Below are 21,442 nucleotides of genomic sequence, written 5' to 3'. Positions count from 1 at the left end.
CACCGCATATTCTTGCGAGGGTGTATGCCGACTATGATCTGGCGACGACCGGGCGGGTGATCTCGGACCCGGCGCGGGCCGCGATGCTGCTGCGGATGATGGACGGACAGGCGCACACCGCGTCCGATCTGGCCCGGTGCGCCGGGGTCTCGGCCTCCGCCGCGAGCGCCCACCTGCGCCGGCTCGTGGATTCCCGGCTGGTGACGGTCACGGTGGCCGGGCGGCGGCGGCTGCACACCCTGTCCTCGGCCGAGGTGGCGAGCGCGATCGAAGCGCTGGCACTGGTGTCGCCGCTGCTGCCGGTCGAGAGCCTGCGCCAGGCCGGAACCGGCAGCCGCCTGCAGATCGCGCGGGCGTGCTACAGCCACCTGGGCGGGCAACTGGCCGTCGCGATCACGACCGAACTCGTCGGCGCGGGGGTGGTGCGGGCGGTCGCGTGCGGGGAGCAGAGCGCGATCGGGTCGCTCGAGCATCCGCTGCTGCGCGCGCTGCACATCACGGCGCTGCCGCGCGGCTCGGCCCCGGCGGCCCGCGGCTGCCAGGACTGGACCGAGCGCACCCCGCACCTCGCCGGGCGGCTCGGCTCCGCGCTGATGGCGGCCATGCTGGAGCACGGCTGGCTCAGCCGCCGCCCCCGCGACCGCGCCCTGACCATCACCGAGCGCGGCACCGATCAGCTCGGCGGCATCGGCGTCTGGCCCGGCCGGATCGCCGCATCCTGATCTGCGGAGCGAGCCGCGCGGCGAAGGGACGTGCCGGGCCGGCTACGTCCCGGTCCACTCCGGGGCCCGCTTCTCGGCGAACGCCCTCGCGCCCTCGGCGGCGTCGTCGGTGCCGAAGACCGGGCCGATGAGCTCCATCTGCTTCTGCCACCGGTCCGCCGCACTCCATTCGGCGGATTCCACCATGACCCGCTTGGTCACCGCGACCGCGATCGGGCCGTTCGCCGTGATCCGCTCGGCCAGAGCGAGCGCGCCTGCCAGCGCCTCGCCGGGCTCGGTGAGCGCGTTGACGAAGCCGAACCCCGCACCCTCCTCGGCGGTGAACGAGTCGCCGGTGAGCGCGAGTTCGAGCGCCTTCTGGTACGGGATGCGGTGCTGCAGCCGCAGCAGCCCGCCGCTCCCGGCGACCAGCCCGCGCTTGACCTCGGGAATCCCGAAGGTCGCCGTCCGCGCGGCGACGATCAGGTCGGCGGCGAGGACCAGCTCGGTGCCGCCCGCGAGCGCGAACCCCTCGACCGCGGCGATCAGCGGCTTGACCGGCGGCTTCTCGGTGAAGCCGAGACCACGACCCGGGATGTAGGGGAACTCCCCCGCTGCGAACGCCTTGAGGTCCATGCCCGCGCTGAAGTTGCCGCCGCTGCCTGCGAGGACGGCGACCGAGAGCTCGGGGCTGTCGTCCAGCTCGTCCATGGCCTCGGCCAGCCCCTTGGCCACCGCGAGGTTGATGGCATTGCGCGCACCGGGGCGGTTGATGGTGATCAACAGGGCGCGGCCACGCCGCTCGGTCAGCAGTTCGTCGGACACATCTACCTCCACCGGCTTCGGATACCGTCGGACTCCGTCTCGGTCCAGCCGCACGGCAATCCGCAGGTGCGGAACAGGATTCGCCCGGAGCAGCCGATGTCGTCACCCGTTCTCATATTGTTGACCTTACAGTATTAATTCCAGTCGCAGGGCGGCCTTCGGGCACTGCGCCACCGCCTCCGCGATCTCGGCGCGATCACCGGCCGGTACCTCGGCCTTGCGAATGTGCAGGACATCGTCGTCGTCGAGGTCGAAGACCGCGGGGGCGAGGCCGACGCAGATGCCGTTGGCCTCGCACTGATCGGGATCGAGCACGATCTTCATCGGGTTCCTTCCGCCGGGATGGCGTTCTGCAGGCCACCGACCTCGGTGATCTGCCAGCCGGAGTTCCGGTCCATGGTGAGCGAGTAGGTGACGGTGGTGGCCGCGCCGTCCGGGTTCTGCACGCTGGTGGAGTTCACGGTCAGGTGGGCGTTGACCTTGTAGATGCCGCCGGCTTCGGAGATGACGTCCGCCGAGAGCGGGGTGGCGCCGGTGGTGCGCGAGCGGTACGGCACCGAGGCGAGCACCTGCCGGGCGAAGCCGAGCTCGTCGATCGGCCGGAGCGGGCGCACCCCGTGCGCCATCCGGCTCAGCCGTTTCAGCCCGCTCGGGGCGTACGGCGCGGCCGTCATCACGCCATCCTGACCGGCATGAACATGGTGACCACCCGGGCGATCACCATGGTGAGCACCGCCACCGCGGCCACCGACATCACCACCGCCGCGTTCACCCCGTCGGCGACCCCGCGCGGCCCGCCCTCGGCCTCGAGCCCGCGCTGACAGGCGATGACCACCACCAGGAACCCGAAGATCACGGACTTCATCAGCGACACCCAGATGTCGGCGGTCGTGGTGAAGGAGCCGAAGGACTCCCAGTAGCTGCCCGGGGTGACGTCGAGCGCGGCGACCGCGACCACGAAACCGGCGGCGATGCCGACCACGATGATCAGGATGTTCAGCAGCGGCGCCACCACCAGCATGGCCGCGATCCGCGGAACCACCAGGCGCTGCACCGGATCGACGCCCATCACGCGCAGCGCGTCGACCTCCTCGCGGACGGTGCGCGCACCGAGGTCGGCGGCGATGGCCGCGGCGCCTGCCCCGCCGAGCAGCATGGCCGCCGCCATCGGCGCGCCCTGCTTGATCACCCCGAGCCCGCCGGCCGCGCCGATCATGGTGTCGGCGCCGAGCTGGGAGACGATATTGCCGACCTGCGCGGAGAGGATCACCCCGAACGGGATGGCCATGAGCACGGCGGGCACCGCGGTGACGCTGATCAGGAACCAGGCCTGGGCCAGGCTCTCGCGCACCTGGAAGCGCAGCCGGGCGGCGTCGACGGTGCCGATCCGCACCGCCGAGGTGCCGATCCGCAACGCCCGCTCGAGGGTCGCCAGGCTGGACAGCACGGTTCCGGAAAAGTTGCGGCGCAGCACCGTCGCATTGGACGCCATCGACCCTCCGTCGCACCGGGACACTGATCTGAACTACAGACCAGACAGTTGTCCAGAAGCTACTACGGAGAGGTGATGGAGCGCAATCGAAAAGTCGATTTACGGTGTCGGAAAGAATATTTCAGGCGGCCGGAGCGCAGAGCTCGACGGTGGTGCCGGAGTCCAGGATGGTGAGGCGGGTGTGCGTGGTCAGCTCGCGCATGAGCGCGAGACCGCGCCCGCGAAGCTGGGTCGCCTTCGATTCACGAATCCTCGCCCGCGGAATCCAGCGCCCGCTGTCGGTGACGGTGATCCGGACCTCGCCCCGACGCAGCTCCGCGACCAGGCGGACCGGGCCGCGGTCGCCGCGGTGGCCGTGCTCGACAGAGTTGGTGCAGGCCTCCCCCGCGGCGAGGAGCAGGTCATAGGCGCGGCCCTGGTCCGCCACCGCGCCCGCCAACCAGCCGCGCAGCCTGCTCCGCACCGCGGGCAGTTCGTCGGCGGCAGCCGGGAACTCGATCCGCAGCGCGGCCTGGTCACCATCGGTACCGATCATGCGTCCTCCTCGTCGTTCCAGGGCGTACCCGTCCGCGCCGCACTCACACCTGCCCGCCGTGACCGGCTGTGTGACGCCGCTACCAGCACCGATAGAGCCGCCGGGTACTGGGTAACCCTGCGACAAATCGGCACGGGGGACCACGGCGGAAGGCATGGACGGCATGGGGCAGCAGTGGTCCGGATTCGAGATCGCGACCGAGGCGCGCGACACCGCCGTGGTGGTCACGGCGGCGGGCGAGGTGGACATGGTGACGGCGGCGCGGCTCAGGGAGGCCCTGGACGCGGCGCAGCGCACACCGGAAATTCCGACGGTGCTCGACCTCTCGCGCATCGACTTCTTCGACTCCTCCGGACTGGAGGTGCTGGTCGACGTGCACCACCGCGTCCGGCTGCGGGTCGTCGCCTCGGCGGCGGTGCGCCGCCCGCTCGGCGTCACCGGGCTGGACCGGGTGCTCGACGTCTACGACGATCTGGCGGCCGCGCTCGCCGGTTAGCCGGATCGCGCTACGGCTGTGTAACATACACACGATTCATGTGTATGTTACACATCGGCGCGGCAAGGAGTAGGCATGCGAGTGGGTTCCGGTGCGCCGGCGAAGAATCCCGTGGTGATCCTGGTGGCGCTCGGCTTCTCCAGCCTGAGCGTCTCACTGATGCAGTCGCTGGTCATCCCGATCCAGAGCGAGCTGCCCCGGCTGCTCGGCACCACCGCGAGCAATGCCTCCTGGGTGGTCACCGCGACGCTGCTCGGTGGCGCGGTCGCGATGCCGGTGGCGGGGCGGCTCGCCGACATCGCCGGCAAGAAGCCGGTGCTCGCCGTCAGCGCGCTGATCCTGCTGGCGGGCTCGCTGATCTGCGCGCTCTCCGGCTCGCTGCTCCCGGTGCTGGCCGGGCGGGTGCTGCAGGGGCTGGCGATGGGGTACATCCCGGTGGCGATCAGCTTCGTGCGCGAAGCCGTACCGAAGCACCTGGTCAACACCGCGACCGCCGCGATCAGCGCGACGCTCGGCGTCGGCGGCGCGCTCGGCCTGCCGCTGGCGGCCTGGATCGCCCAGGACAACGACTGGCACTGGCTGTTCTGGGTGGCGACCGCGCTGGCCGTCGCGGTCGCGCTGCTCACCGTGCTCGTCCTGCCGCACGTGCACGACGCGCATGCGGCGCAGCTCGACGTGATCGGCGCGATCGGGCTCGCGGCCGGGCTGGTGAGCGTCCTGGTCGGTGTCACCAAGGGCAACGACTGGGGCTGGACCGCGGGCAGCACGCTCGGGCTGATCGGTGGCGGCGTCGTCGTCCTGCTGGCGTGGGGGCTGTTCGAGCTGCGGCACGACGCGCCGCTGGTCGACCTGCGCACCACCGCGCGGCGGCCGGTGCTGCTCACCAATATCGCCGCCGCGCTGATCGGGTTCGGGCTGATGGCGCAGGCCATCGTGGTGCCGCAGCTGCTGCAGATGCCAGCCGCCACCGGGTACGGGCTGGGGCAGAGCCTGCTCGCGGCCGGGCTCTGGATGGCGCCGTCCGGGCTGATGATGCTGCTCTTCGCGCCGGTCTCCAGCTTCCTGATCACCCGCTTCGGCGGGCGCACCGCGCTGAGCATCGGCGCCGCGGTGCTCGCGCTCGGCTACCTGAGCGGGGCGTTGCTGATGGACGCGCCGTGGCAGCTCCTGCTCGCCACCTGCATCGCCTCGGCGGGCGTCGGCATCGGCTACGCCGCCATGCCGACCCTGGTGCTGGAGAACGTGCCCGCGAGTGAGGCCGCCGCAGGTGTCGCCTTCAACGCGCTCATGCGCTCGATCGGCACCACCGTCGCCGGCGCGGTCATGGCGGTCGTCCTGACCAGCCGGACCACCGTGCTCGCTCCCGGCGGGCCGGAGATCCCCACCGTCGACGCCTTCCGGCTGTGCTTCGTGGTCGGCGCGGTGGCGGCAGCCGTCGGCGCCGCGGTGGTGCTGTTCATCCCGCGGCGCAAGCCCGTGGAACCCGAGGTGACCGCAGCGGCCGCCGACGAGGCCGTTCCGGTGCACTGACCGCCGCAGGGCCGCGCTCCCCACCACCGCGGCCGTTCCGAGCCCCGCACCGCGCGTCGTCGCGATCCGCTCGACGGCGGGGGCGAGGCGGGTAGCCGAGAAGCTGTCGTAGATTCCGGCCGGGGCTTCCAGCACCGGCGCGCCGCTGTCAGCGATCCGAACCGTCTAGGCGTCGGCCGGGTGCCGGTTGCCCCGGCGCCAGGCCGACGGCGGGCAGCCGAAGGCGGCGCGGAAGCGGTGGGTGAAGTGGGTGGGGTGGGCGAAGCCGTGTCTGCGGGCGATCTCGGCGATGGTCAGGTGCGGCTGGGTGAGCAGGGTGAGCCGGGCCCGCTCCAGCCTGCGGGCGGTGATGTAGCCGGTCAGCGGGCCGTTGGCGGCGGGCCAGATCTTGTAGAGCTGGCGCGCGGAGATGCTGTGCGCGGCGGCGATCCGCTCCGCGGTGAGCCGGGGTTCGTCGAGGTGCTCGGCGATGTAGCGCTCGATCGTCGCGATCGGGGTGCGGCCGGGCAGCTCGCCGCGCGCCTCGTCGGCGGCGCTGATCAGCAGTGCGCGGAACAGGGCGATGGTGGAGGTGGCGAGCGTGGGCAGCAACCCCGGCGCGTCCGCCGCGACCGCGCCCAGCTGCTGCAGGTGGTTGCGCAGGACCGGGTAGAGCGCGAGGCCGGGGTGCAGGTGGTCGAGGCCGCGGTGCACCGTCTCGATGGAGAGGGTGAGCCGGGCGTGGCCGATGTGCGCGGCGACCGCCGAGCCGCTGCCGTGGCCGCGGAAGTCGAACGGCGCGGACTGGTCGAGCGCGATCAGGGTCGGCTGCTCGGGGTCGGCGGGGATCGCGGCGCCGCGGCTGGTCAGCGCCCACTCCCCCGGCGTGAGCACGGCGACCGAGATGATCCTGGCCGCGGGGGTGCTGCGGTGCTCGCGGGCCGAGCCGGCCGCCAGCCCGGTGTAGCGCAGCCGGGTCAGCCAGGCGCCGTCGCCGAGCGGGTGGTGCTCGGCGCTGCTCTCGCCGCGACCGCGGTGCGTGCCGGAGACGGTGACGTGCGGGGCCAGCCCCGGGCAGCCGCGGCCGGGCTCAGCCACGCTCGGCCGCTTCCATCCGGGCCAGCTCGCGCCAGGCGCGCGGGGTCATGCCGTAGTGCGCGCGGAAGCGGCGGCCGAAGTACGACGGATTGCCGAATCCCCAGCGGCGCGCGATGGTCTCGATCGGCACCGCCGCCGTCTCCGGCCGCGCCAGCTCGCGGTGGCAGCCCTCCAGCCGCTCGGTGATGATCCACTGCTCCAGGCTGAACCCCGCCGCCCGGCACAGCTCGAACAGCCGCCGCACCGAGATGTCGTGCGCGCGGGCGATCGACTCCGGGGCGAGGTCGTGGTCGCTCAGGTGCTGCCGGACGTAGCCGCGGATCCGCGGCAGCAGCAGCTCGGCCACCGTGGCCCGGCCGTACTCCGGGTCGTAGGCAGAGGCGAGCAGCGCCCGGACCAGGTCGATCGCCGCCGCGCCGACCGCGGGCGCCTCCGGCCCGGCGGCCAGCGCGTCACCGGCGGCGGTCAGGTGCCTGATGTGCGAGCCGAGCAGGTCGTGCACCGGGCTGGCGCGCAGCCGTGATCCCGCCGCGGCCACCACGTGCCGCGGCAGCCCGATCTCGTCGATCGGCACCAGCAGCGCCTGCGAGCTGCCCCTGCCGTTCCAGGAGAAATCGTAGGGGGCGTCGAGGTAGTTCAGCATGAGCTCACCCGGCCGCAGCACGTGCTGCATCCCGAACTGCTCGTGCCTGCCGATGCCGCGCTCCTGGACGCAGATCCCGAGCGTCTCGGCCGGGCCGGTGCGGATCTGCTTCGCGTTGCGCGAGACGTGCATGCCGACCAGGTCCGAGCGGAAGACGCTCGCGGTGCCGAGCCCGGCGGCCTCCAGCACCGAATCCGGGTCGGCGCCGTCCTCCAGCTCGATGGTTGTCGGCCAGGCCGCCGCCAGGATCGCGGTCTTGGCGGCGTCCTCCCGGTCCCGGCGGGGCAGGCTCCCGGAGTGGTAGATGATCGCCACGCCCGCTCACCCCCGTCCCCGGCGGCGGCGGGCGGTGGCGAGCAGCGCGTCCGCGAGCGCGATGGTCGCGGCGCTCAGCGCCTCCCCCGCGGCCCGCGAGACCTCACCGGCCCTGCCGATGTTCAGCCGCCCGATGTGCCCGCGCGCGAGGTCGTAGAGCGGGCTGGCGTGCAGTCCGCCCGCCGCCCCTGCCAGCTCGGCGCGCGGGATCGCCAGCCGGGCGAGCGGGATCCGGACGCACCGCGAGCAGCCACCGCCCGCCCAGCGGAAGGTGTAGGGGGCGTCCAGGTCGGCGAGCAGCAGCTCCCCGGGGTGCACCACGTGCGCCAGCCCGAACTGCTCGAAGCGGCCGATCCCGCGCTCCTGCACGGCGAGACCGAGTACGCCGGTCGGGCCGTGCGCGATGTCGCGCGGCGAACGGGTGAGCCGGATCTCGGACACCGCGGTGCGGATCATGCTGACGCTGCCGAAGCTCCACGATTCGACACAGACCGGAGTGGCGCCGGAGGTGTCGAATTCGACCGCCGAGACGGGGCCGTTGCGGCGGTAGACGCCGCGGGCGGTCGCGGGCTCGGCCGAGCGGTCGCAGCGGGTGCTGCCGACGATGACGGCCATGGGGTTTCTCCTGGTACGACGGGATTTCGCCTACCGTAGGTCCAGGTGTGCGCCCGCACCCGCCCCTCGGCACGCTGAGCACAAAATCGTGCACGCAGGCGCAGCTGCCCGTCCGGGCTCCGCGGCGGCCGAAGTGCGCGGGGTTCACGACGCCCCAGCGCCGCGCGATCACCGCCACCGGCGGCCCGCGCAGCTCCGGCCGGGCCAGCTCGGCCCGCGCGCCGTCCAGGCGGGTCGTCGTGATCGACTGCGAGGCCGAAATCGGCGGCGGCGCAGAGCCGAAACAGCGTCCGCACCGAGATGTGCGGAAGACGACGGCCCCTGCTCGCCTACCGGCCGTTCTCATCGTTCATGCCGGATCTGCCACCATTGCCGCACCCCGATGCCGTAGCTGTCGAGGAAAGCACGATTCAGCGCGTCGTACCCGGTGAACCCGGCGCGCAGCGCGCTCGCCTCGTCCGGCGGGGCCGCGGGTGGCCGGGGCCGGGGGACACCGGCGGTCCGGGCCGCCGCCTCAGCGCTCCGCGTCGGTGCGGGCGTGCTCGACTGCCCAGTTCAGGGCGTAGTCGGCGACCTCCTCCCAGCCGGGCTCGGCGCAGGTCCAGTGCGAGCGGCCGGGGAACTCGCGGTAGTCGGTCACCGCGGCGGATTTCCGGTACTTGCGCTGATTCGCCCTGTTCACCGACGGCGGCATGATGTGGTCGGCGCCGCCGGCGACGAAGAGCAGCGGGGCGCGGTCGGCGCGGCGGTAGTCGACCCAGGTCTCCTGGTGGCCGGGGGTGAAATTGGCGAAGAGGCCGTACTTGAACACCCACGACCCTGGCGCCGGGATCGCGTAGCGGTCGTAGGCCGCCCGCGCCTCGGCCTCGGGCAGCGTGTTGGTGAAGGCGTAGCGGAACTCCTTCTCGGTGAAACCGGCGGCCTCGTGCCGGTTGGACCAGCGCTTCAGGATCGGCAGCAGCGATCTGGCCTGCGAGATCGGGTTGACCCGCACGCCCTCGGTCGGCGCGGAGTCGATGACAACCGCCGCCGCGCCGAGCCCGCGCGCGACGAGCAGCTGGGTCAGGGTGCCGCCGAAGGAGTGGCCCATGATGATCGGCGGCTCCGGCAGCGCCTCGATGATCCCGGCCAGGTGGTCGACGGTCTCCGGCACGGTGAGCCGGGCGATCACCTCCGGCCGCTGCCGCAGCGCCTCGACCTCGATCTCGAAGCCGGGGTAGCCGGGGGCGACGACGCGGTACCCCTTGGCCTCGTAGTAGCCGATCCAGTTCTCCCAGCTGCGGGGGGTGACCCACAGGCCGTGGACGAGGACGACGGTATCGGGTGCCATGGTGGTTCTCCTGTTTCAGGCGGTGCGGAGGAAGGCGAGCAGGTCTTTGTTCAGCTCGTCCCGATGGGTGTCGGTGATGCCGTGCGGCGCACCGGGGTACACGGTCAGCGCGGCGCCGCGGATGCGGGCGGCCGACGCCGCTCCGCCGACCTCGAAGGGCACCACCTGGTCGTCGTCGCCGTGGATCACCAGCGTCGGGACATCGATGGTGTCGAGGTCGGGGCGGAAGTCGGTGGCGGAGAAGGCGGCGATGGACTCGTAGGCGTTGCGCGCGCCGGCCTGCAGCCCCTGCCGCCAGAAGGCGTCGCGCATGCCCTGCGAGGGGTGCTGCCCCGCGCGGTTGTTGCCGAAGAAGGGGCCGTCGGCGAGGTCGCGGTAGGTCTGCGAGCGGTCGGCCAGGGAGCCCGCGCGGATGCCGTCGAAGACCTCGACCGGCACCCCGCCCGGGTTGTCGGCGGTGCGCAGCATGAACGGCGGCACCGCGGAGACCAGCACCAGCTGCGCGACCCGCGCGCTGCCGTGCCTGCCGAGGTAGCGCACCACCTCGCCGCCGCCGGTGGAGAAGCCGATCAGGGTCAGCTCGGTCAGGTCGAGGTGCTCGATCAGCCCGGCCAGGTCGTCGGCGTAGGTGTCCATCTCGTTGCCGTCCCAGCTCTGCGTCGAGCGGCCGTGCCCGCGGCGGTCGTGCGCGATGACGCGGTAGCCGTGCTCGGCGAGGAAGAGCTGCTGGCCCTCCCAGCTGTCGGCGTTCAGCGGCCAGCCGTGGCTCAGCACGACCGGGCGGCCGCGGCCCCAGTCCTTGTAGTAGATCTCGGTGCCGTCGGCGGTGATGTGGATCGGCATGTGCGCTCTCGCGGTCGGGTGGTGGTTCGGGGTCCTGACCCGGCCGAAGGTAGGGCGGGGCGGGCGCCGCGAGCTGTGTCTGCGCGCACGGTTCTGTACCCAGGGAGCAGCTGCGCTGACGGAACAGCGGTGTGCGCGCACAGCCAGCTCGGCGGGCGGGCCCGGTCCTACGTTGAGCGCGACCCAACCGCACGAAAGGGACGAAGCCATGTCCGATTCCAGCTCGATCCGCCTGCGGCGCCTCGCCGCCGCCGTCGCCGTCTCCGCGGCCGTCCTCGGCCTCGCCGCGGCGCCGGCGGCCGCCCAGCCGGGTGCGAAGCCGACCGTCGTCCTCGTGCACGGCGCCTTCGCCGACTCCTCCGGCTGGCGCGACGTCGCCGCGCAGCTCACCGCGCAGGGCTACCCGGTGCGCACCTTCGACAATCCGCTGCGCGGGCCCGCAGGCGACTCCGCCGCGCTGGAGCGCGCGCTGGCCGGGATCGCCGGGCCGATCGTGCTGGTCGGGCACTCCTACGGCGGCGCGGTGATCACCAACACCCACGATCCGGACGTGGTCGCGAACGTCTACATCGCCGCGTTCGCCCCGGCGCGGGGCGAGTTCGTGCAGGGGCTGCTGAACCCGATCACCTACCCGGGCAGCAGGCTGCTCCCGCCCGCGCTGCAGCTCGGCGTCGTCGCCGACGCCACCGGCCCCGGCGGCAGCAACCTGGACGGCTACATCGGCGAGCCGTACTTCCACGAGATCTTCGCCCAGGACGTCGACGCCGCCACCGCGGCGGACATGTTCGCCCACCAGAAGTCGGCCGCGCTCACCGCCAACCTGGAGCCCTCCGGCGCGCCCTCCTGGAGCACCGTCCCCAGCTGGTACCTGGTCTCGCAGCAGGATCGGGTGATCCCGCCCGCGCTGCAGCGCTTCATGGCGTCGCGGGCCGCGCCTGGCACCACCACCGAGGTCGACGCCGCGCACGCCTCGCTGGTCTCCCGGCCCGCCGAGGTGACCGGCGTCGTCGTCGCCGCGGCCCGCGCCACCCAGCGCTGACCGTGGCGCTGAGCGCTACCGCCCGGCGAGCCCGTGCCGCGGGGTGGTGGTGAGGTAGCTGCCGACCCGCTGCACGGTCAGGTTCATCTCGTAGGCGACGGTCCCCAGGTTGGCGGCGTCGGTGGTCTGCAGCGCGAGGCAGGCGTTCGGGCCCGCGGCGGTCACGAAGAGCACCGCGCGATCCAGTTCGATCATGGCCTGGCGCACGCCGCCGCCCTCGAAGCGGGCACCCGCGCTGCGCGCGAGGCCGTAGAGCGTGGAGGACATGGCGGCGAAGTGCTCGGCGTCGTCCTGGGTCAGCGCGTTCGAGCGGCCGAGCAGCAGGCCGTCGGTGGAGAGCACCACCACGTGCCTGACCCCGGCGAGCCGCTCGACCAGGTCGTCCAGGATCCAGTTCAGGTCGGCGGGGTCGGGTCCGGTCATCTCAGCTCTCCTTGCCGTCGGCCTGCTCGGTGGTGCTCGCGCGCCGCCCCTGCCGCGTCCCGTTCTCGATGGTCGAGATCATGTCCCTGGCCTGCTCGGCGGTGAGCCGCGGCCGCTCCGCGGTCCGGGGCGGCAGCGCCGCGGCGCCCTGCAGATGCGGGTCCAGGTTGGCCTGCCGGTTGCGCTTGGGCAGCTCGGGGCGGCCCTCCCCGGGCAGCCGCAGCGGCTGCGAGATCGGCTGCTCCGGCGCCGCACCCCGGTACGGCCGGGACGGGCGGTCGGAGACCGGGCGGAAGGTCTGGGTCTCGGCCAGCGGGTCGGAGACCAGGACCGCGGACCGCCGGGACGGCTGTGCGGAGGGCGATTCCAGCGCGGCGGGCTGCGGCGCGCGGCCCACCGACGCACTGTCGGTGGCCGCCTCGCCGGGCAGCACGCTGGCGAGCAGCGTCGCCGGGATGAGCACGATGGCCCTGATCCCGCCGTAGTCGGACTCGGCGAGCTTGACCGAGATCTCGTGCCGCGCCGCCAGCCGCGCGACGACGAAGAGCCCGAGCCGGGAGTCGCCGGAGAGCGCGGCGACGCCGAAATCCGGTGGCGCGGTGAGCATCTGGTTTGCGCGCACGATGTCGCCGGTGGTCATCCCCATGCCCTGGTCCTCGATCTCGACCACGACGCCGCGCCCGACCACGGCGCCGGTGACCTCCACCCGCGACTGCGGCGGGGAGAAGCTGGTCGCGTTGTCCACCAGCTCGGCGAGCAGGTGCACGAGGTCGGCCACCATGCCGCCGAGGACGTGCACCTGCGGCAGCCGCGCCACCCGGACGCGCGCGTAGTCCAGCGTCTCACCGACGGCCGAGCGCACCAGGTCGATCATGGCGACCGGGTTGCGCCACTGCCGCCCGACCTGGCCGCCGCCGAGGATGATCAGGTTCTCGGCGTTGCGGCGCTCGCGGGTGGCCAGGTGATCGAGGCGGAAGAGCGTCTCCAGCAGCGCCGGATCCTCCTGTCCCCGTTCGGCTTCGTCCAGGATTTCCAGCTGCCGGTGCACCACGACCTGGCTGCGGTGCGCGATATTGAGGAAGACCGACTTCACGCCGTCCCTGGTGCGCGCCTCGGCCACCGCGGCGTTCACCGCGGTGCCTGCCGCGTGCCCGAACGCCTCGGCCACCTGGCCGATCTCGTCGGAGCCGAAGTCGAGCCTCGGGGTGGCGGTGGCGGGGTCGACCGGCTCGCTGTTCTCCAGCTTGCGCATCATCTCCGGCAGCGTCACGTCGGCCAGGGTGAGCGTCTCGGACCGGAGCCGCTTGAGCCGCCGGATGATCCGGTTCGCCAGCACGACCGAGATGCCGATGGCGAGCAGGCTGATCGCGCCGACGCCCGCACCGGCCAGCATGGCGTTGCGCGAGTCGTCGGCGGCCTTGTCCGCGGCCAGCTTCTGCGTCCGCGTGCTCTGCGCGACCCACATGTTCATCAGCCGCAGGTTGACGTCGGCGGCGGCCGCCCGCCACTCGGCGGCCGGGATCGGCAGCGGCGGCAGCGTCGCCTCGCGGCCGGTGCCCGCGCCGCCCTGCTGCGCGGCGGCCGCCGCCCTCGTCACCGCGCGCCAGCCGATGACGTTCTCCACCACGTCCAGCTTGCGCCAGGATTCGCTGTTCATCAGCGCGGCGGCCGCGGCCTTCTGCTCCGGGTCGACATCGCGGCTGAGGTTGCCGATCTCGATGCGGTAGTAGCCGACCTGACGGGCGAACTCCTCCACCGGGACGGTCAGCGCGCCCTGCCCGGACTCCAGCGCGATGGCGAGCGCGAAGCTGCGCGCCATCGACTCGGCGGACTTGAGGATCTGCATGGCCTCGGCGAGCTCGACACCGATCTCGGCGTCCGGCGCGAGCTGCTGGGAGATCTGCGACCCGACCACGACGCTGTCCAGCACCTGGTTGAAGAAGTTGTAGGCGTCGGCGGGCGGCAGCTGCCCGGCGTCGGTCGCGGTGCGCACGCCGGTGAGGTACTGCAGCATGGTGTCGATGCCGCCGACGTCGTCGGTGAGCGAGGTGTCGACCGCGCCGAGCTCGCCCCTGGCGGCGTTCAGGGCATCCACCGCGGCCTGGAAGTCCGTCCGCGCCTTGGCGAGCCCGGCGGCCGCCGCGTCGTCGCCGGACAGCCGCGCCATCGTGCCGAGCCGCTCCGCCTGCATCGACTCGACCAGCAGGCGGCTGGAGTCGATCACGCTGCCGGTCTCCACCGCCCATGCGTGCGTCCGGTCGCTCTCGGACACCAGGTAGGCCGTGGTCCCGACCCCGACCGCGAGCAGGGACAGACTCGGGACGAGGGCGATGGCCAACACCCTGGTTCGGACACCGAGTCGCACTGTGAACATCGCCACAAACTACTGAGTTCGGCCCGCGCAGTCCGCTTCTGTCTCGCTGACCGGGACTGGCATTGACTCCGTCCGGCTGGAATCATCGAGCGAGAATACCACTCTCATTTTTCGAGAGCAAGATATTGACCGACCCTTCGAGGCGGTGCTAAGCATGTGCACAGCGCTCGAGGGCATCGGGGCTCGGCACCGGAAGGGACTCGCCATGACACTGCAGTCGGTACTGGACGAAATTCGTGAGCGCCCCGGCACGGGCGATGTCATTCCGGTGATCGATCCGTCGACCGAGGAGCAGATCACCGAGTTCACCGACGGCGGCGCCGAGGCGGTGAACGAGGCGGTGGCGCGGGCCAAGGCCGCGTTCGAGTCCGGGGTGTGGCACGAGCAGCCCGCCCGCGAGCGCGCCAAGGTGCTGTGGAAGATCGCCGACCTGATGGACGAGCACGCCGACGAGTTCGCCGAGCTGGACTCGCTGAACACCGGCATGCCGCTGGCCCAGGCCAAGATGATCCTGCCGACCAGCGCCGAGTTCTTCCGCTACTACGCCGGCTGGTGCACCAAGGTGAACGGCAACGCCTACGAGGTGCAGATGACCGGCGGCGTCTCCGGCGCCTACGCCAACATGCACGCGTACACGCTCAAGGAGCCGCACAGCGTGGTCGGGCTGATCTTCCCGTGGAACGGGCCGATCTTCAACGCCTGTGCGAAGATCGCGCCCGCGCTCGCCGCCGGGTGCAGCAGCGTGGTGAAACCGGCCGAGGAGACGCCGCTCTCGGCGCTGCTGCTGGACCGGCTGATCCGCGAGGCCGGCGTGCCGGACGGGGTGGTGAACCTGGTGACCGGCTACGGCCACACCGCGGGCGCCGCGCTCTCCACGCACCCGGACGTCGAGAAGATCGCCTTCACCGGCTCGACCGAGGTCGGCAAGAAGATCATCGAGGCGTCGACGGGCAACCTGAAGAAGGTCATGCTCGAGCTCGGCGGCAAGTCGCCGGTGCTGATCTTCGACGACGCGGACCTGGACATGGCGATCTTCATGGCCGCGATGGGCATCTTCGTGCACTCCGGCCAGGGCTGCGTCTGCGGCTCCCGGATCTTCGTGCAGCGCGGGGTCTACGACCGGGTGGTCGAGGGGCTGGCGACCGTCGCGAACAACTTCAAGCTCGGCAGCCCCAAGGAGGAGGGCTGCATGAGCGGCCCGCTGATCAGCGCCAAGCAGCTGAAGCGGGTCATGGGCTACATCGACGAGGGCAAGTCGGACGGCGTCGAGGTGGTCACCGGCGGGTACCGGCTGGACCGCCCCGGCTACTTCGTGCACCCGACCGTGCTCGCCGGCGTCGACCCGGCCACCAGCAGGCTCTACCAGGAGGAGATCTTCGGCCCGGTCGTCACCGTGCTCCCCTTCGACACCGAGGAGGAGGGCGCGGCGCTGGCCAACGACACCACCTACGGCCTGGCCGCCACCGCCTGGACCACGAACCTCAGCCGGGCGCACCGGATCGCCAAGAAGCTGCAGGCCGGCACGGTAACGCTGAACAGCCAGCTGAACTTCGACCACAATGTGCCCTTCGGCGGGTACAAGCAGTCCGGCTGGGGCCACGAGTTCGGCCGCGAGGGCATCGAGGGATACCTCAAGACGAAGTCGGTCTGGGCTCAGCTCTGAGTTCCGCCGGGGTGATCGGCGGCGACCGTTCCGCGCAGGCCGCCGATCACCCGCATGGCGTGGTAGATCACCAGCGCGGCCGGCGCGCCGAGCGCGATGCCGCCGAAGTTCAGATCGCCGATCCGCCAGGTGAAGTCGGCGATCCCGACGACCAGCGGGATGGCGGCGGTGAACTGGTTGATCGGCTTGCCGAAGTCGACCCGGTTGCTCACCCAGATGTGCACGCCGAGGATGCCGACCAGGCCGTAGAGCGCGGTCGTCACACCGCCGAGCACCCCGGCCGGGATCGCGGCGATCACCGCGCCCACCTTGGGTGAGAGGCTGAGCACGACGGCGGCCAGGCCCGCGACCCAGTAGGCGGCGGTCGAGTAGACCTTGGTCGCCGCCATCACGCCGATGTTCTCGGCGTAGGTGGTGGTCGCGGAGCCGCCACCACTGCCCGCCAGCACGGTGGCGATGCCGTCGGCGGCGAGCGCGCGGCCCATCCGTCTGTCGTGGTCGATGCCGGTCATGGTGGTGATCGACTTGACGTGGCCGATGTTCTCCACCACGAGCACCAGCACCACGGGCAGGAACATCGGCAGCACCGCGAGCTGGAAGCTCGGCGCGTGGAACTCCGGCAGCCCCACCCAGGCGGCGTCCGCGACGGCGGCGGTGTCGACCTCGCCGCGGGCGAGCGCGAACAGGTAACCGAGCACCACGCTGACCACGATCGCCAGCCTGCCGAGCAGCCCGCGGAACAGCACCAGGCAGAGGACGAGCAGGACCAGCACCACCGTCGCGGTGAGCGCGTCCTGCTCGTAGCCGGCCTTGGCCGTCGGCGCCAGGTTCAGCCCGATCAGCGCCACGATGGTGCCGGTGACCACCGGCGGCATCAGCGCCTCGATCCAGCCGGTCCCGGCGACCTGCACCACGACCCCGATCACGACGAGCAGCGCGCCCACCACCACGATCCCGCCGAGCGCGGCCCCCGTCCCACCCGACGCGGTGGCCGCGAGCACCGGCGCGATGATCGCGAAGCTGGAGCCCAGGTAGCTGGGCAGCCGGTTGCGGGTGATCAGCAGGAACAGCAGCGTGCCGATCCCGGAGAACAGCAGCGTGGTGGAGGGCGGGAAGCCGGTGAGCACCGGCACCAGGAAGGTGGCGCCGAACATCGCCACCACGTGCTGCAAACCGATCCCGACGGTGCGCGGCCAGGTGAGCCGCTCTCCGGGGGCGATGACGTCGCCGGTGTCGACCTGGGCCCACCGGAACATCGAGCCGGTGCGCGGTTCGGGCGTCGTCATGGGAGCAGTCTGGGGCATCACCCCGGGTTGCGCCGGGTTCGCCGCGCTCCCGGACGGCTCAGGCGCCGCGGCCGGTGCGCTGCTGCAATTCGTCGATGAGCTGCGAGGCCTGCGCCTTCGTCAGGTCGTCCGGGACCTCCTCCCCTGCCTCCTGGGCGAGGGTGTGCACATACGATTCCTGCGGTCCGGTCATCGGCTCGTCCCCGGTGGTCCACTCCTCGGGATCCTTCTCCGGCGTCGGCTGCACCATGGCTTGCTCCTCCCACTCGACAGAACGTGTGTTCGATTCCTGCGGTACCCGGATCGTTGCCGATCAATCACTCCGGGGCTACACCGCGGTGAGCGCCAGTCCGGCGGAGGCGGCGGCCAGGGTGACGGCCAGGCCGCCGAAGGCATAGCCGGCGGCGGCGCGGTAGCGCCGGTCCTGGATGAGCCGGACGGTCTCGACGCTCGCCGTGCTGAAGGTGGTGTAGCCGCCGCAGAAGCCGACGCCGAGCACGAGCTGGAGCTGCGGGGTGGCGTGGTGGTGCAGTACCAGGCCGGTGAGGATGCCGAGCAGGAATGAGCCGGTGGCGTTGATGACGAGGGTGGCCACCGGGAAGTTCGGCGTCCAGCGGTGTTTGATCGTGGAGTCGACGGTGAAACGGGCCAGGGCTCCGGCGCTGCCCGCCAGGGCGATCCAGAGCGTGGTCACGGCGTGGCACCGGGGCGGTGCAGCAGCGCGCCGAGCGCGATCCCGGCGGTGGTGGCGAGACCACCGGCGAGCACGGTGCCGAGTCCGTACGCGACGGCGGTCGACGGGTGACCGTCGCGGAACAGCAGGTCGGTGTCGACGGCGAGCGTGCTGTAGGTGGTGAAGGCGCCGAGGAAGCCGGTGCCGAGAACGAGCCGCGTCCGCTGCCGCCACCCGGTGTCGGGGCCGAGCCGCACCAGCGCCTCCAGCAGCAGCCCGAGCAGGAACGCTCCGGTGACGTTGATCGCGAAGGTGGCGCCGGGCCAGCCGCCCGCCCGGTGCGGGAACCAGACCCCGAGCCGGTAGCGCAGCGCGGCGCCGGCCAGGCCGCCCGCACCCACCAGCAACAGCGAGCGGAGCGGGACGATCGGCGGCGACATGCGGGCCCGATTCCTTCCACCCGGGGAAAAGCAGTGCGGCGAGCCTAGCCGACGGCGATCTCGAAGATCATCCGCACGGCACCTCCCCCTAGGCAGATGGAAGAATCTTCAGTAACTTAATACGCATCGAGCGGGGCCGGACCGGCTCTCGGATAGGACCGATCGGCAGCCACGGACATGACCGCACTTCGAATCGCCGGTAACGACACGCTCGCGCAGACCTGCGCCGAGTGCGCCCGGGCGCTGCTCGACGGGCACGATGCGCCCGGGGCCGTCGCCCGGTTGGAGCAGCTGGCGATCCACGGCGCCCGCGACGAGCTGCCGCTCGGCACCATCCAGCATGCGATTCACGAAGCGGTCGGGACCGCCATCGAAACCGCGGCACCCCGCGGCGACAGGGACCTGGCGGGGCGGCTGGGCCGGGTGGTCGATGTGCTCGATCTGATGATCACCACCGTGGCCACCGGCTACCTGCGCGAGCTGCGGATCCTGATCGACGAGCGGCAGCATGCCGTGCGCGCCCTGACCTCGGCGCTGCTCGCGGGCAACCTGGACGCGGGCCCCGCCGCCGCGCACGGCATCCGGGTCGCCCCGCGCTACCTGGTGCTCGCGCTCGCCGCCGACCTCACCGACGGCGACGAGCCGCACCGGCGGCCGCGCCGGGTCAGGGCGGTGCTGGCCGGGCGCTGCGGCGAGGACGTGCTCGCCCTGCTCGACGACACCGGCGGCATCGTGCTGCTCCCCGCGGACCGCAACGGCAGTGGCGAGCTGCGCGCCCTCGTCGACGCGCTGACCGAGGCCGCCGGGGTCACCCTGCTCGCCACGGTCGAAGCGGCCGCGGTGCCGCGCATCCCGGCCGCCGCGCAGCGGGTGCGGCGGCTGCTCGGCACACTGACCGCGCTGCACTACCCGAGCGGGCTCTACCTCATCGAGGACATGGCGCTGGAGTACCAGCTGACGCTGCCAGGCCCGGCCCGCGACCGGCTCGCCGCCGTGCTGCGCCCGCTCGAGCAGCAGCCGGACCTGCTGACCACCCTGCGCGCGCACATGCGCAACGAGCTGCGCCGCCGCCGCACCGCCCGCGAGCTGCGCATCCACCCGAACACCCTGGACATGCGGATCAAGCGGATCACCCGGCTCACCGGCTACGACCTGACCACCGTCGACGGCGCCTGGACGCTGCGCTCGGCGCTCATCGCGCACGCGCACCATGCCGTCGCGGGGCACCCGCCCGACGTGGGCTTTCCCCCGTAGATGGGCGGAAGCCGACGCCGACGGGGTAGCGTCAGGTCGATCGGCGAAGCCGCTCCCGGTCCCCGGGGCGGCGCCCGCCGTTTCCGGCTTCGGGTGACGGCACCCGGGTTCCCGCCGGGACGAAACGAGGAGCAGCATTGCCCGCGCCCCGCACCACCGAGTCCGACCACAACGAAGTCATGACCTTCGCGCATGTGCGCGCCGCCGAGAAGGTGGCCGACGAGCAGCGGGCCGCGCTGGCGGCCAAGACGGTGGCCGAGTACTCCCGCGATGCCGCCGAGTGCAGCGCGCTGCTGGACATGCTGGGGCTGGACGTGGCCGACCTGCGCTGACCCGCGCGACTACTCCGGCAGCACGGCGCCGGTGGCCATGAAGACGGTGCGGCGCCCGACCTCGACGGTGTGGTCGGCGAAGCGCTCGTAGTAGCGGCCGAGCAGCGCCAGATCCACCGCGGTCGGCGCCCCGTCGTAGAACTCCGGCCCGAGCACGGCGTTGAGCAGGTCGCGGTGCAGCCCGTCCATGACGTCGTCCTCGGCGTCCAGCCCGGCCGCGCCCTCGGCGTCACCGGTGGCGAGCACCCTGGCCGCGCTGCCCGCCATGTGCACCGCGGCCGCGCCCATCCGGGCGACGGTGTCACGCAGCGAGTCCGGCACCACCGGCTCCGGGTGGCGGCGGCGCACCAGCTCGGCGAGGTGCGCGCAGAGCCCGCCCATCCTGGCGAGATTGCCGGACAGCTGCAGCGCGGTCACCACCCGGCGCAGCTCGGAGGCGACCGGCGCCTGCAGCGCCAGCAGCATGACCGCAGACTCCTCGCACTCCTCGCCCATCGCAGCCACCCGCGCACACAGATCGATCGCCCGCTCCGCCTGCTCGATGTCGGCGTTCAGCAGGGCGTCGGTGGCCATGGCGATGGCGTTCCCGTCCCCGAGGCACATCTGCTCGAGCATCACGGTGAGCTGTTCGAGGTCCTGGTGGAAGCGGGTTCGCATCACCCCATACAACCACCCGGTCAGCCATCGTGGGCCGGGAGGAGACAACCGGCGAGGTGGACCGGATGACGGCCGAGCTCTGATCCGAGGAGAATGATATTCTCCTCGGATGCAACGACCGATCGAGACCGCGGCTCTGGCCCGCGCCGATCAGGAGTGCGCGCAGGCCGAGGCGAGCCTGGACTCCTGCCTGGCCGCGGTGGCGGCCGCCATGCCGCGCGCCGACCGGGTCACCCGGTTCATGCAGCTCACCGAGCGGTTCGCCACCGCGCCGGAGACCGAATCGCTTGCCGTCTTCGCCGCCGCCGCGCTGACCCGGCTCAGCGACGCTCGCCAGCACCGGGAAGTCGCCGACGCCGACGAGCGCTCCCGCTCGGCCGCGACCCTGCTCGCACAGACCGAACACAACCTCGCCGACCTCTGCGCGGCCACCGCCGCCACCCCGCTCGACCGCACCCTGCTCTACGTCAACCTGGTCCGGACCTTCGTGCGCGACACCGGGATCGGCCCGCACGCGGCGCTGCCGACGCTCACCGCGGCGGCTGTCCTCCGCCTCTCCAGCTGACGGATCAGCCGAACGGCAACCGCTCGACGCGGCGAGGGCGTTTCGCCGTCGGCACCGGGAGTTCCGGCCCGCGGTGGTGCTCATGCGCCGCGCAGCCGAACCTCCTCGGTCAGCGCGGCGGCGGCGTCCCGCAGCGCGGTGGGGTCCGGGTCGGCGCCGAGCCGGGCGTGCAGGTCGGCGCGGTCGACCACGAGGAGACCGTCCAGGGAGTCGTCGGTCCAGCCGGTCACCTGGGTGACCTGCCCGCCGGTCAGGACGAGCGCGGCGGAGTCGTCGGCGGTGAGCAGGGCGCGGAGCTGGTCCGGGGTCACCTCGTCGGCAGTCATGTGCGCCG

26 protein-coding genes are annotated in these 21,442 nt (G+C 72.3%); 8 read left to right on the top strand and 18 right to left on the bottom strand.

Annotated elements, in window-relative coordinates; all coding sequences use genetic code 11:
• Positions 1–20: 20 nt before the first annotated feature.
• A complete protein-coding gene (locus ACFO0B_RS27170; RefSeq protein ID WP_378615745.1) occupies positions 21–722 on the top strand; it encodes an ArsR/SmtB family transcription factor in 702 nt (233 codons plus the stop codon).
• Between the two features lie 42 nt (positions 723–764).
• Here the strand turns inward: ACFO0B_RS27170 and ACFO0B_RS27165 are convergent, their stop codons facing one another.
• From ACFO0B_RS27165 to ACFO0B_RS27145, 5 genes are all read right to left on the bottom strand, one after another.
• Complete coding sequence (locus ACFO0B_RS27165; RefSeq protein ID WP_378615743.1) at positions 765–1,526, bottom strand: crotonase/enoyl-CoA hydratase family protein; 762 nt, start codon at positions 1,524–1,526, stop codon at positions 765–767.
• A 126-nt stretch (positions 1,527–1,652) separates the two neighbouring features.
• Positions 1,653–1,850: a ferredoxin gene (locus tag ACFO0B_RS27160; RefSeq protein ID WP_378615741.1), complete on the bottom strand. Its 198-nt coding sequence runs from the start codon at positions 1,848–1,850 to the stop codon at positions 1,653–1,655.
• Entirely contained in the window at positions 1,847–2,200 is a 354-nt protein-coding gene (locus tag ACFO0B_RS27155) for a hypothetical protein (RefSeq protein WP_378615739.1), read from the bottom strand. Before ACFO0B_RS27155 ends, ACFO0B_RS27160 begins: the two co-directional genes overlap by 4 nt.
• Positions 2,200–3,018: an ABC transporter permease gene (locus ACFO0B_RS27150; RefSeq protein WP_378615737.1), complete on the bottom strand. Its 819-nt coding sequence runs from the start codon at positions 3,016–3,018 to the stop codon at positions 2,200–2,202. Before ACFO0B_RS27150 ends, ACFO0B_RS27155 begins: the two co-directional genes overlap by 1 nt.
• Positions 3,019–3,139: 121 nt before the next feature.
• On the bottom strand, positions 3,140–3,553 hold the full coding sequence (locus ACFO0B_RS27145) for an ATP-binding protein (RefSeq protein WP_378615735.1): 414 nt from the start codon (positions 3,551–3,553) through the stop codon (positions 3,140–3,142).
• A 154-nt stretch (positions 3,554–3,707) separates the two neighbouring features.
• On the opposite strand from ACFO0B_RS27145, the gene ACFO0B_RS27140 reads away from it, so the two are divergent.
• Positions 3,708–4,049 (top strand): STAS domain-containing protein, encoded by a 342-nt coding sequence (locus tag ACFO0B_RS27140; protein WP_378615733.1) that lies wholly within the window; start codon positions 3,708–3,710, stop codon positions 4,047–4,049.
• A 75-nt stretch (positions 4,050–4,124) separates the two neighbouring features.
• Positions 4,125–5,579 (top strand): MFS transporter, encoded by a 1,455-nt coding sequence (locus ACFO0B_RS27135; protein WP_378615731.1) that lies wholly within the window; start codon positions 4,125–4,127, stop codon positions 5,577–5,579.
• Between the two features lie 165 nt (positions 5,580–5,744).
• On the opposite strand, the gene ACFO0B_RS27130 is transcribed toward ACFO0B_RS27135, so the two are convergent.
• The 5 genes from ACFO0B_RS27130 to ACFO0B_RS27110 all read right to left on the bottom strand — a co-directional run bounded on the left by ACFO0B_RS27130 (position 5,745) and on the right by ACFO0B_RS27110 (position 10,402).
• Positions 5,745–6,656 carry a helix-turn-helix transcriptional regulator gene (locus ACFO0B_RS27130; RefSeq protein ID WP_378615729.1) on the bottom strand — a complete coding sequence of 304 codons (912 nt, stop codon included), beginning with the start codon at positions 6,654–6,656 and terminating at the stop codon, positions 5,745–5,747.
• Positions 6,649–7,614 carry a helix-turn-helix domain-containing protein gene (locus ACFO0B_RS27125; protein WP_378615727.1) on the bottom strand — a complete coding sequence of 322 codons (966 nt, stop codon included), beginning with the start codon at positions 7,612–7,614 and terminating at the stop codon, positions 6,649–6,651. Before ACFO0B_RS27125 ends, ACFO0B_RS27130 begins: the two co-directional genes overlap by 8 nt.
• A gap of 6 nt (positions 7,615–7,620) precedes the next feature.
• Entirely contained in the window at positions 7,621–8,229 is a 609-nt protein-coding gene (locus ACFO0B_RS27120) for an AraC-like ligand-binding domain-containing protein (protein WP_378615725.1), read from the bottom strand.
• Between the two features lie 514 nt (positions 8,230–8,743).
• On the bottom strand, positions 8,744–9,559 hold the full coding sequence (locus ACFO0B_RS27115; RefSeq protein WP_378615724.1) for an alpha/beta hydrolase: 816 nt from the start codon (positions 9,557–9,559) through the stop codon (positions 8,744–8,746).
• A gap of 15 nt (positions 9,560–9,574) precedes the next feature.
• Entirely contained in the window at positions 9,575–10,402 is an 828-nt protein-coding gene (locus ACFO0B_RS27110) for an alpha/beta fold hydrolase (protein WP_378615723.1), read from the bottom strand.
• Positions 10,403–10,610: 208 nt separating this feature from the next.
• On the opposite strand from ACFO0B_RS27110, the gene ACFO0B_RS27105 reads away from it, so the two are divergent.
• Positions 10,611–11,441, top strand: a complete 831-nt coding sequence (locus tag ACFO0B_RS27105) for an alpha/beta fold hydrolase (protein ID WP_378615722.1) — start codon at positions 10,611–10,613, stop codon at positions 11,439–11,441.
• A 15-nt stretch (positions 11,442–11,456) separates the two neighbouring features.
• Here the strand turns inward: ACFO0B_RS27105 and ACFO0B_RS27100 are convergent, their stop codons facing one another.
• Both ACFO0B_RS27100 and ACFO0B_RS27095 read right to left on the bottom strand, forming a co-directional pair.
• Complete coding sequence (locus ACFO0B_RS27100; protein WP_378615720.1) at positions 11,457–11,864, bottom strand: roadblock/LC7 domain-containing protein; 408 nt, start codon at positions 11,862–11,864, stop codon at positions 11,457–11,459.
• Position 11,865: 1 nt separating this feature from the next.
• Entirely contained in the window at positions 11,866–14,238 is a 2,373-nt protein-coding gene (locus tag ACFO0B_RS27095) for a nitrate- and nitrite sensing domain-containing protein (RefSeq protein WP_378615718.1), read from the bottom strand.
• Between the two features lie 205 nt (positions 14,239–14,443).
• Here ACFO0B_RS27095 and ACFO0B_RS27090 point away from each other — a divergent pair, with 205 nt between their 5' ends.
• A complete protein-coding gene (locus ACFO0B_RS27090) occupies positions 14,444–15,901 on the top strand; it encodes an aldehyde dehydrogenase family protein (protein WP_378615716.1) in 1,458 nt (485 codons plus the stop codon).
• Here ACFO0B_RS27090 and ACFO0B_RS27085 read toward each other — a convergent pair.
• The 4 genes from ACFO0B_RS27085 to ACFO0B_RS27070 form a co-directional block, all read right to left on the bottom strand.
• Entirely contained in the window at positions 15,892–17,187 is a 1,296-nt protein-coding gene (locus tag ACFO0B_RS27085) for a uracil-xanthine permease family protein (protein ID WP_378615714.1), read from the bottom strand. The two genes, ACFO0B_RS27090 and ACFO0B_RS27085, sit on opposite strands and share 10 nt — an antisense overlap.
• 58 nt (positions 17,188–17,245) lie before the next feature.
• Positions 17,246–17,437 carry a DUF3072 domain-containing protein gene (locus ACFO0B_RS27080; protein ID WP_378615712.1) on the bottom strand — a complete coding sequence of 64 codons (192 nt, stop codon included), beginning with the start codon at positions 17,435–17,437 and terminating at the stop codon, positions 17,246–17,248.
• A 78-nt stretch (positions 17,438–17,515) separates the two neighbouring features.
• Positions 17,516–17,881: a fluoride efflux transporter CrcB gene (crcB, locus tag ACFO0B_RS27075; protein ID WP_378615710.1), complete on the bottom strand. Its 366-nt coding sequence runs from the start codon at positions 17,879–17,881 to the stop codon at positions 17,516–17,518.
• Complete coding sequence (locus tag ACFO0B_RS27070; protein WP_378615708.1) at positions 17,878–18,300, bottom strand: fluoride efflux transporter FluC; 423 nt, start codon at positions 18,298–18,300, stop codon at positions 17,878–17,880. The genes crcB and ACFO0B_RS27070 overlap by 4 nt, the downstream gene beginning before the upstream one ends.
• 177 nt (positions 18,301–18,477) lie before the next feature.
• On the opposite strand from ACFO0B_RS27070, the gene ACFO0B_RS27065 reads away from it, so the two are divergent.
• Both ACFO0B_RS27065 and ACFO0B_RS27060 read left to right on the top strand, forming a co-directional pair.
• Positions 18,478–19,554 carry a PucR family transcriptional regulator gene (locus ACFO0B_RS27065; protein WP_378615706.1) on the top strand — a complete coding sequence of 359 codons (1,077 nt, stop codon included), beginning with the start codon at positions 18,478–18,480 and terminating at the stop codon, positions 19,552–19,554.
• 137 nt (positions 19,555–19,691) lie between these two features.
• On the top strand, positions 19,692–19,886 hold the full coding sequence (locus ACFO0B_RS27060; protein WP_378615704.1) for a hypothetical protein: 195 nt from the start codon (positions 19,692–19,694) through the stop codon (positions 19,884–19,886).
• A gap of 9 nt (positions 19,887–19,895) precedes the next feature.
• Here the strand turns inward: ACFO0B_RS27060 and ACFO0B_RS27055 are convergent, their stop codons facing one another.
• Positions 19,896–20,543: a phosphate signaling complex PhoU family protein gene (locus tag ACFO0B_RS27055; protein WP_378615703.1), complete on the bottom strand. Its 648-nt coding sequence runs from the start codon at positions 20,541–20,543 to the stop codon at positions 19,896–19,898.
• 109 nt (positions 20,544–20,652) lie between these two features.
• Between ACFO0B_RS27055 and ACFO0B_RS27050 the strand changes: the two genes are divergently transcribed.
• Positions 20,653–21,108, top strand: coding sequence for a hypothetical protein (locus tag ACFO0B_RS27050; RefSeq protein ID WP_378615701.1), 456 nt, complete (start codon positions 20,653–20,655; stop codon positions 21,106–21,108).
• Positions 21,109–21,188: 80 nt separating this feature from the next.
• On the opposite strand, the gene ACFO0B_RS27045 is transcribed toward ACFO0B_RS27050, so the two are convergent.
• Positions 21,189–21,434 (bottom strand): hypothetical protein, encoded by a 246-nt coding sequence (locus ACFO0B_RS27045; protein WP_378615699.1) that lies wholly within the window; start codon positions 21,432–21,434, stop codon positions 21,189–21,191.
• Positions 21,435–21,442 lie beyond the last annotated feature (8 nt).

It is taken from the genome of Nocardia jiangsuensis (assembly GCF_042650385.1).
GTDB classification, from domain to species: domain Bacteria; phylum Actinomycetota; class Actinomycetes; order Mycobacteriales; family Mycobacteriaceae; genus Nocardia; species Nocardia jiangsuensis.
Note: the sequence above shows the minus strand (reverse complement) of the source record. Positions and strands in the feature narration are given on the sequence as shown.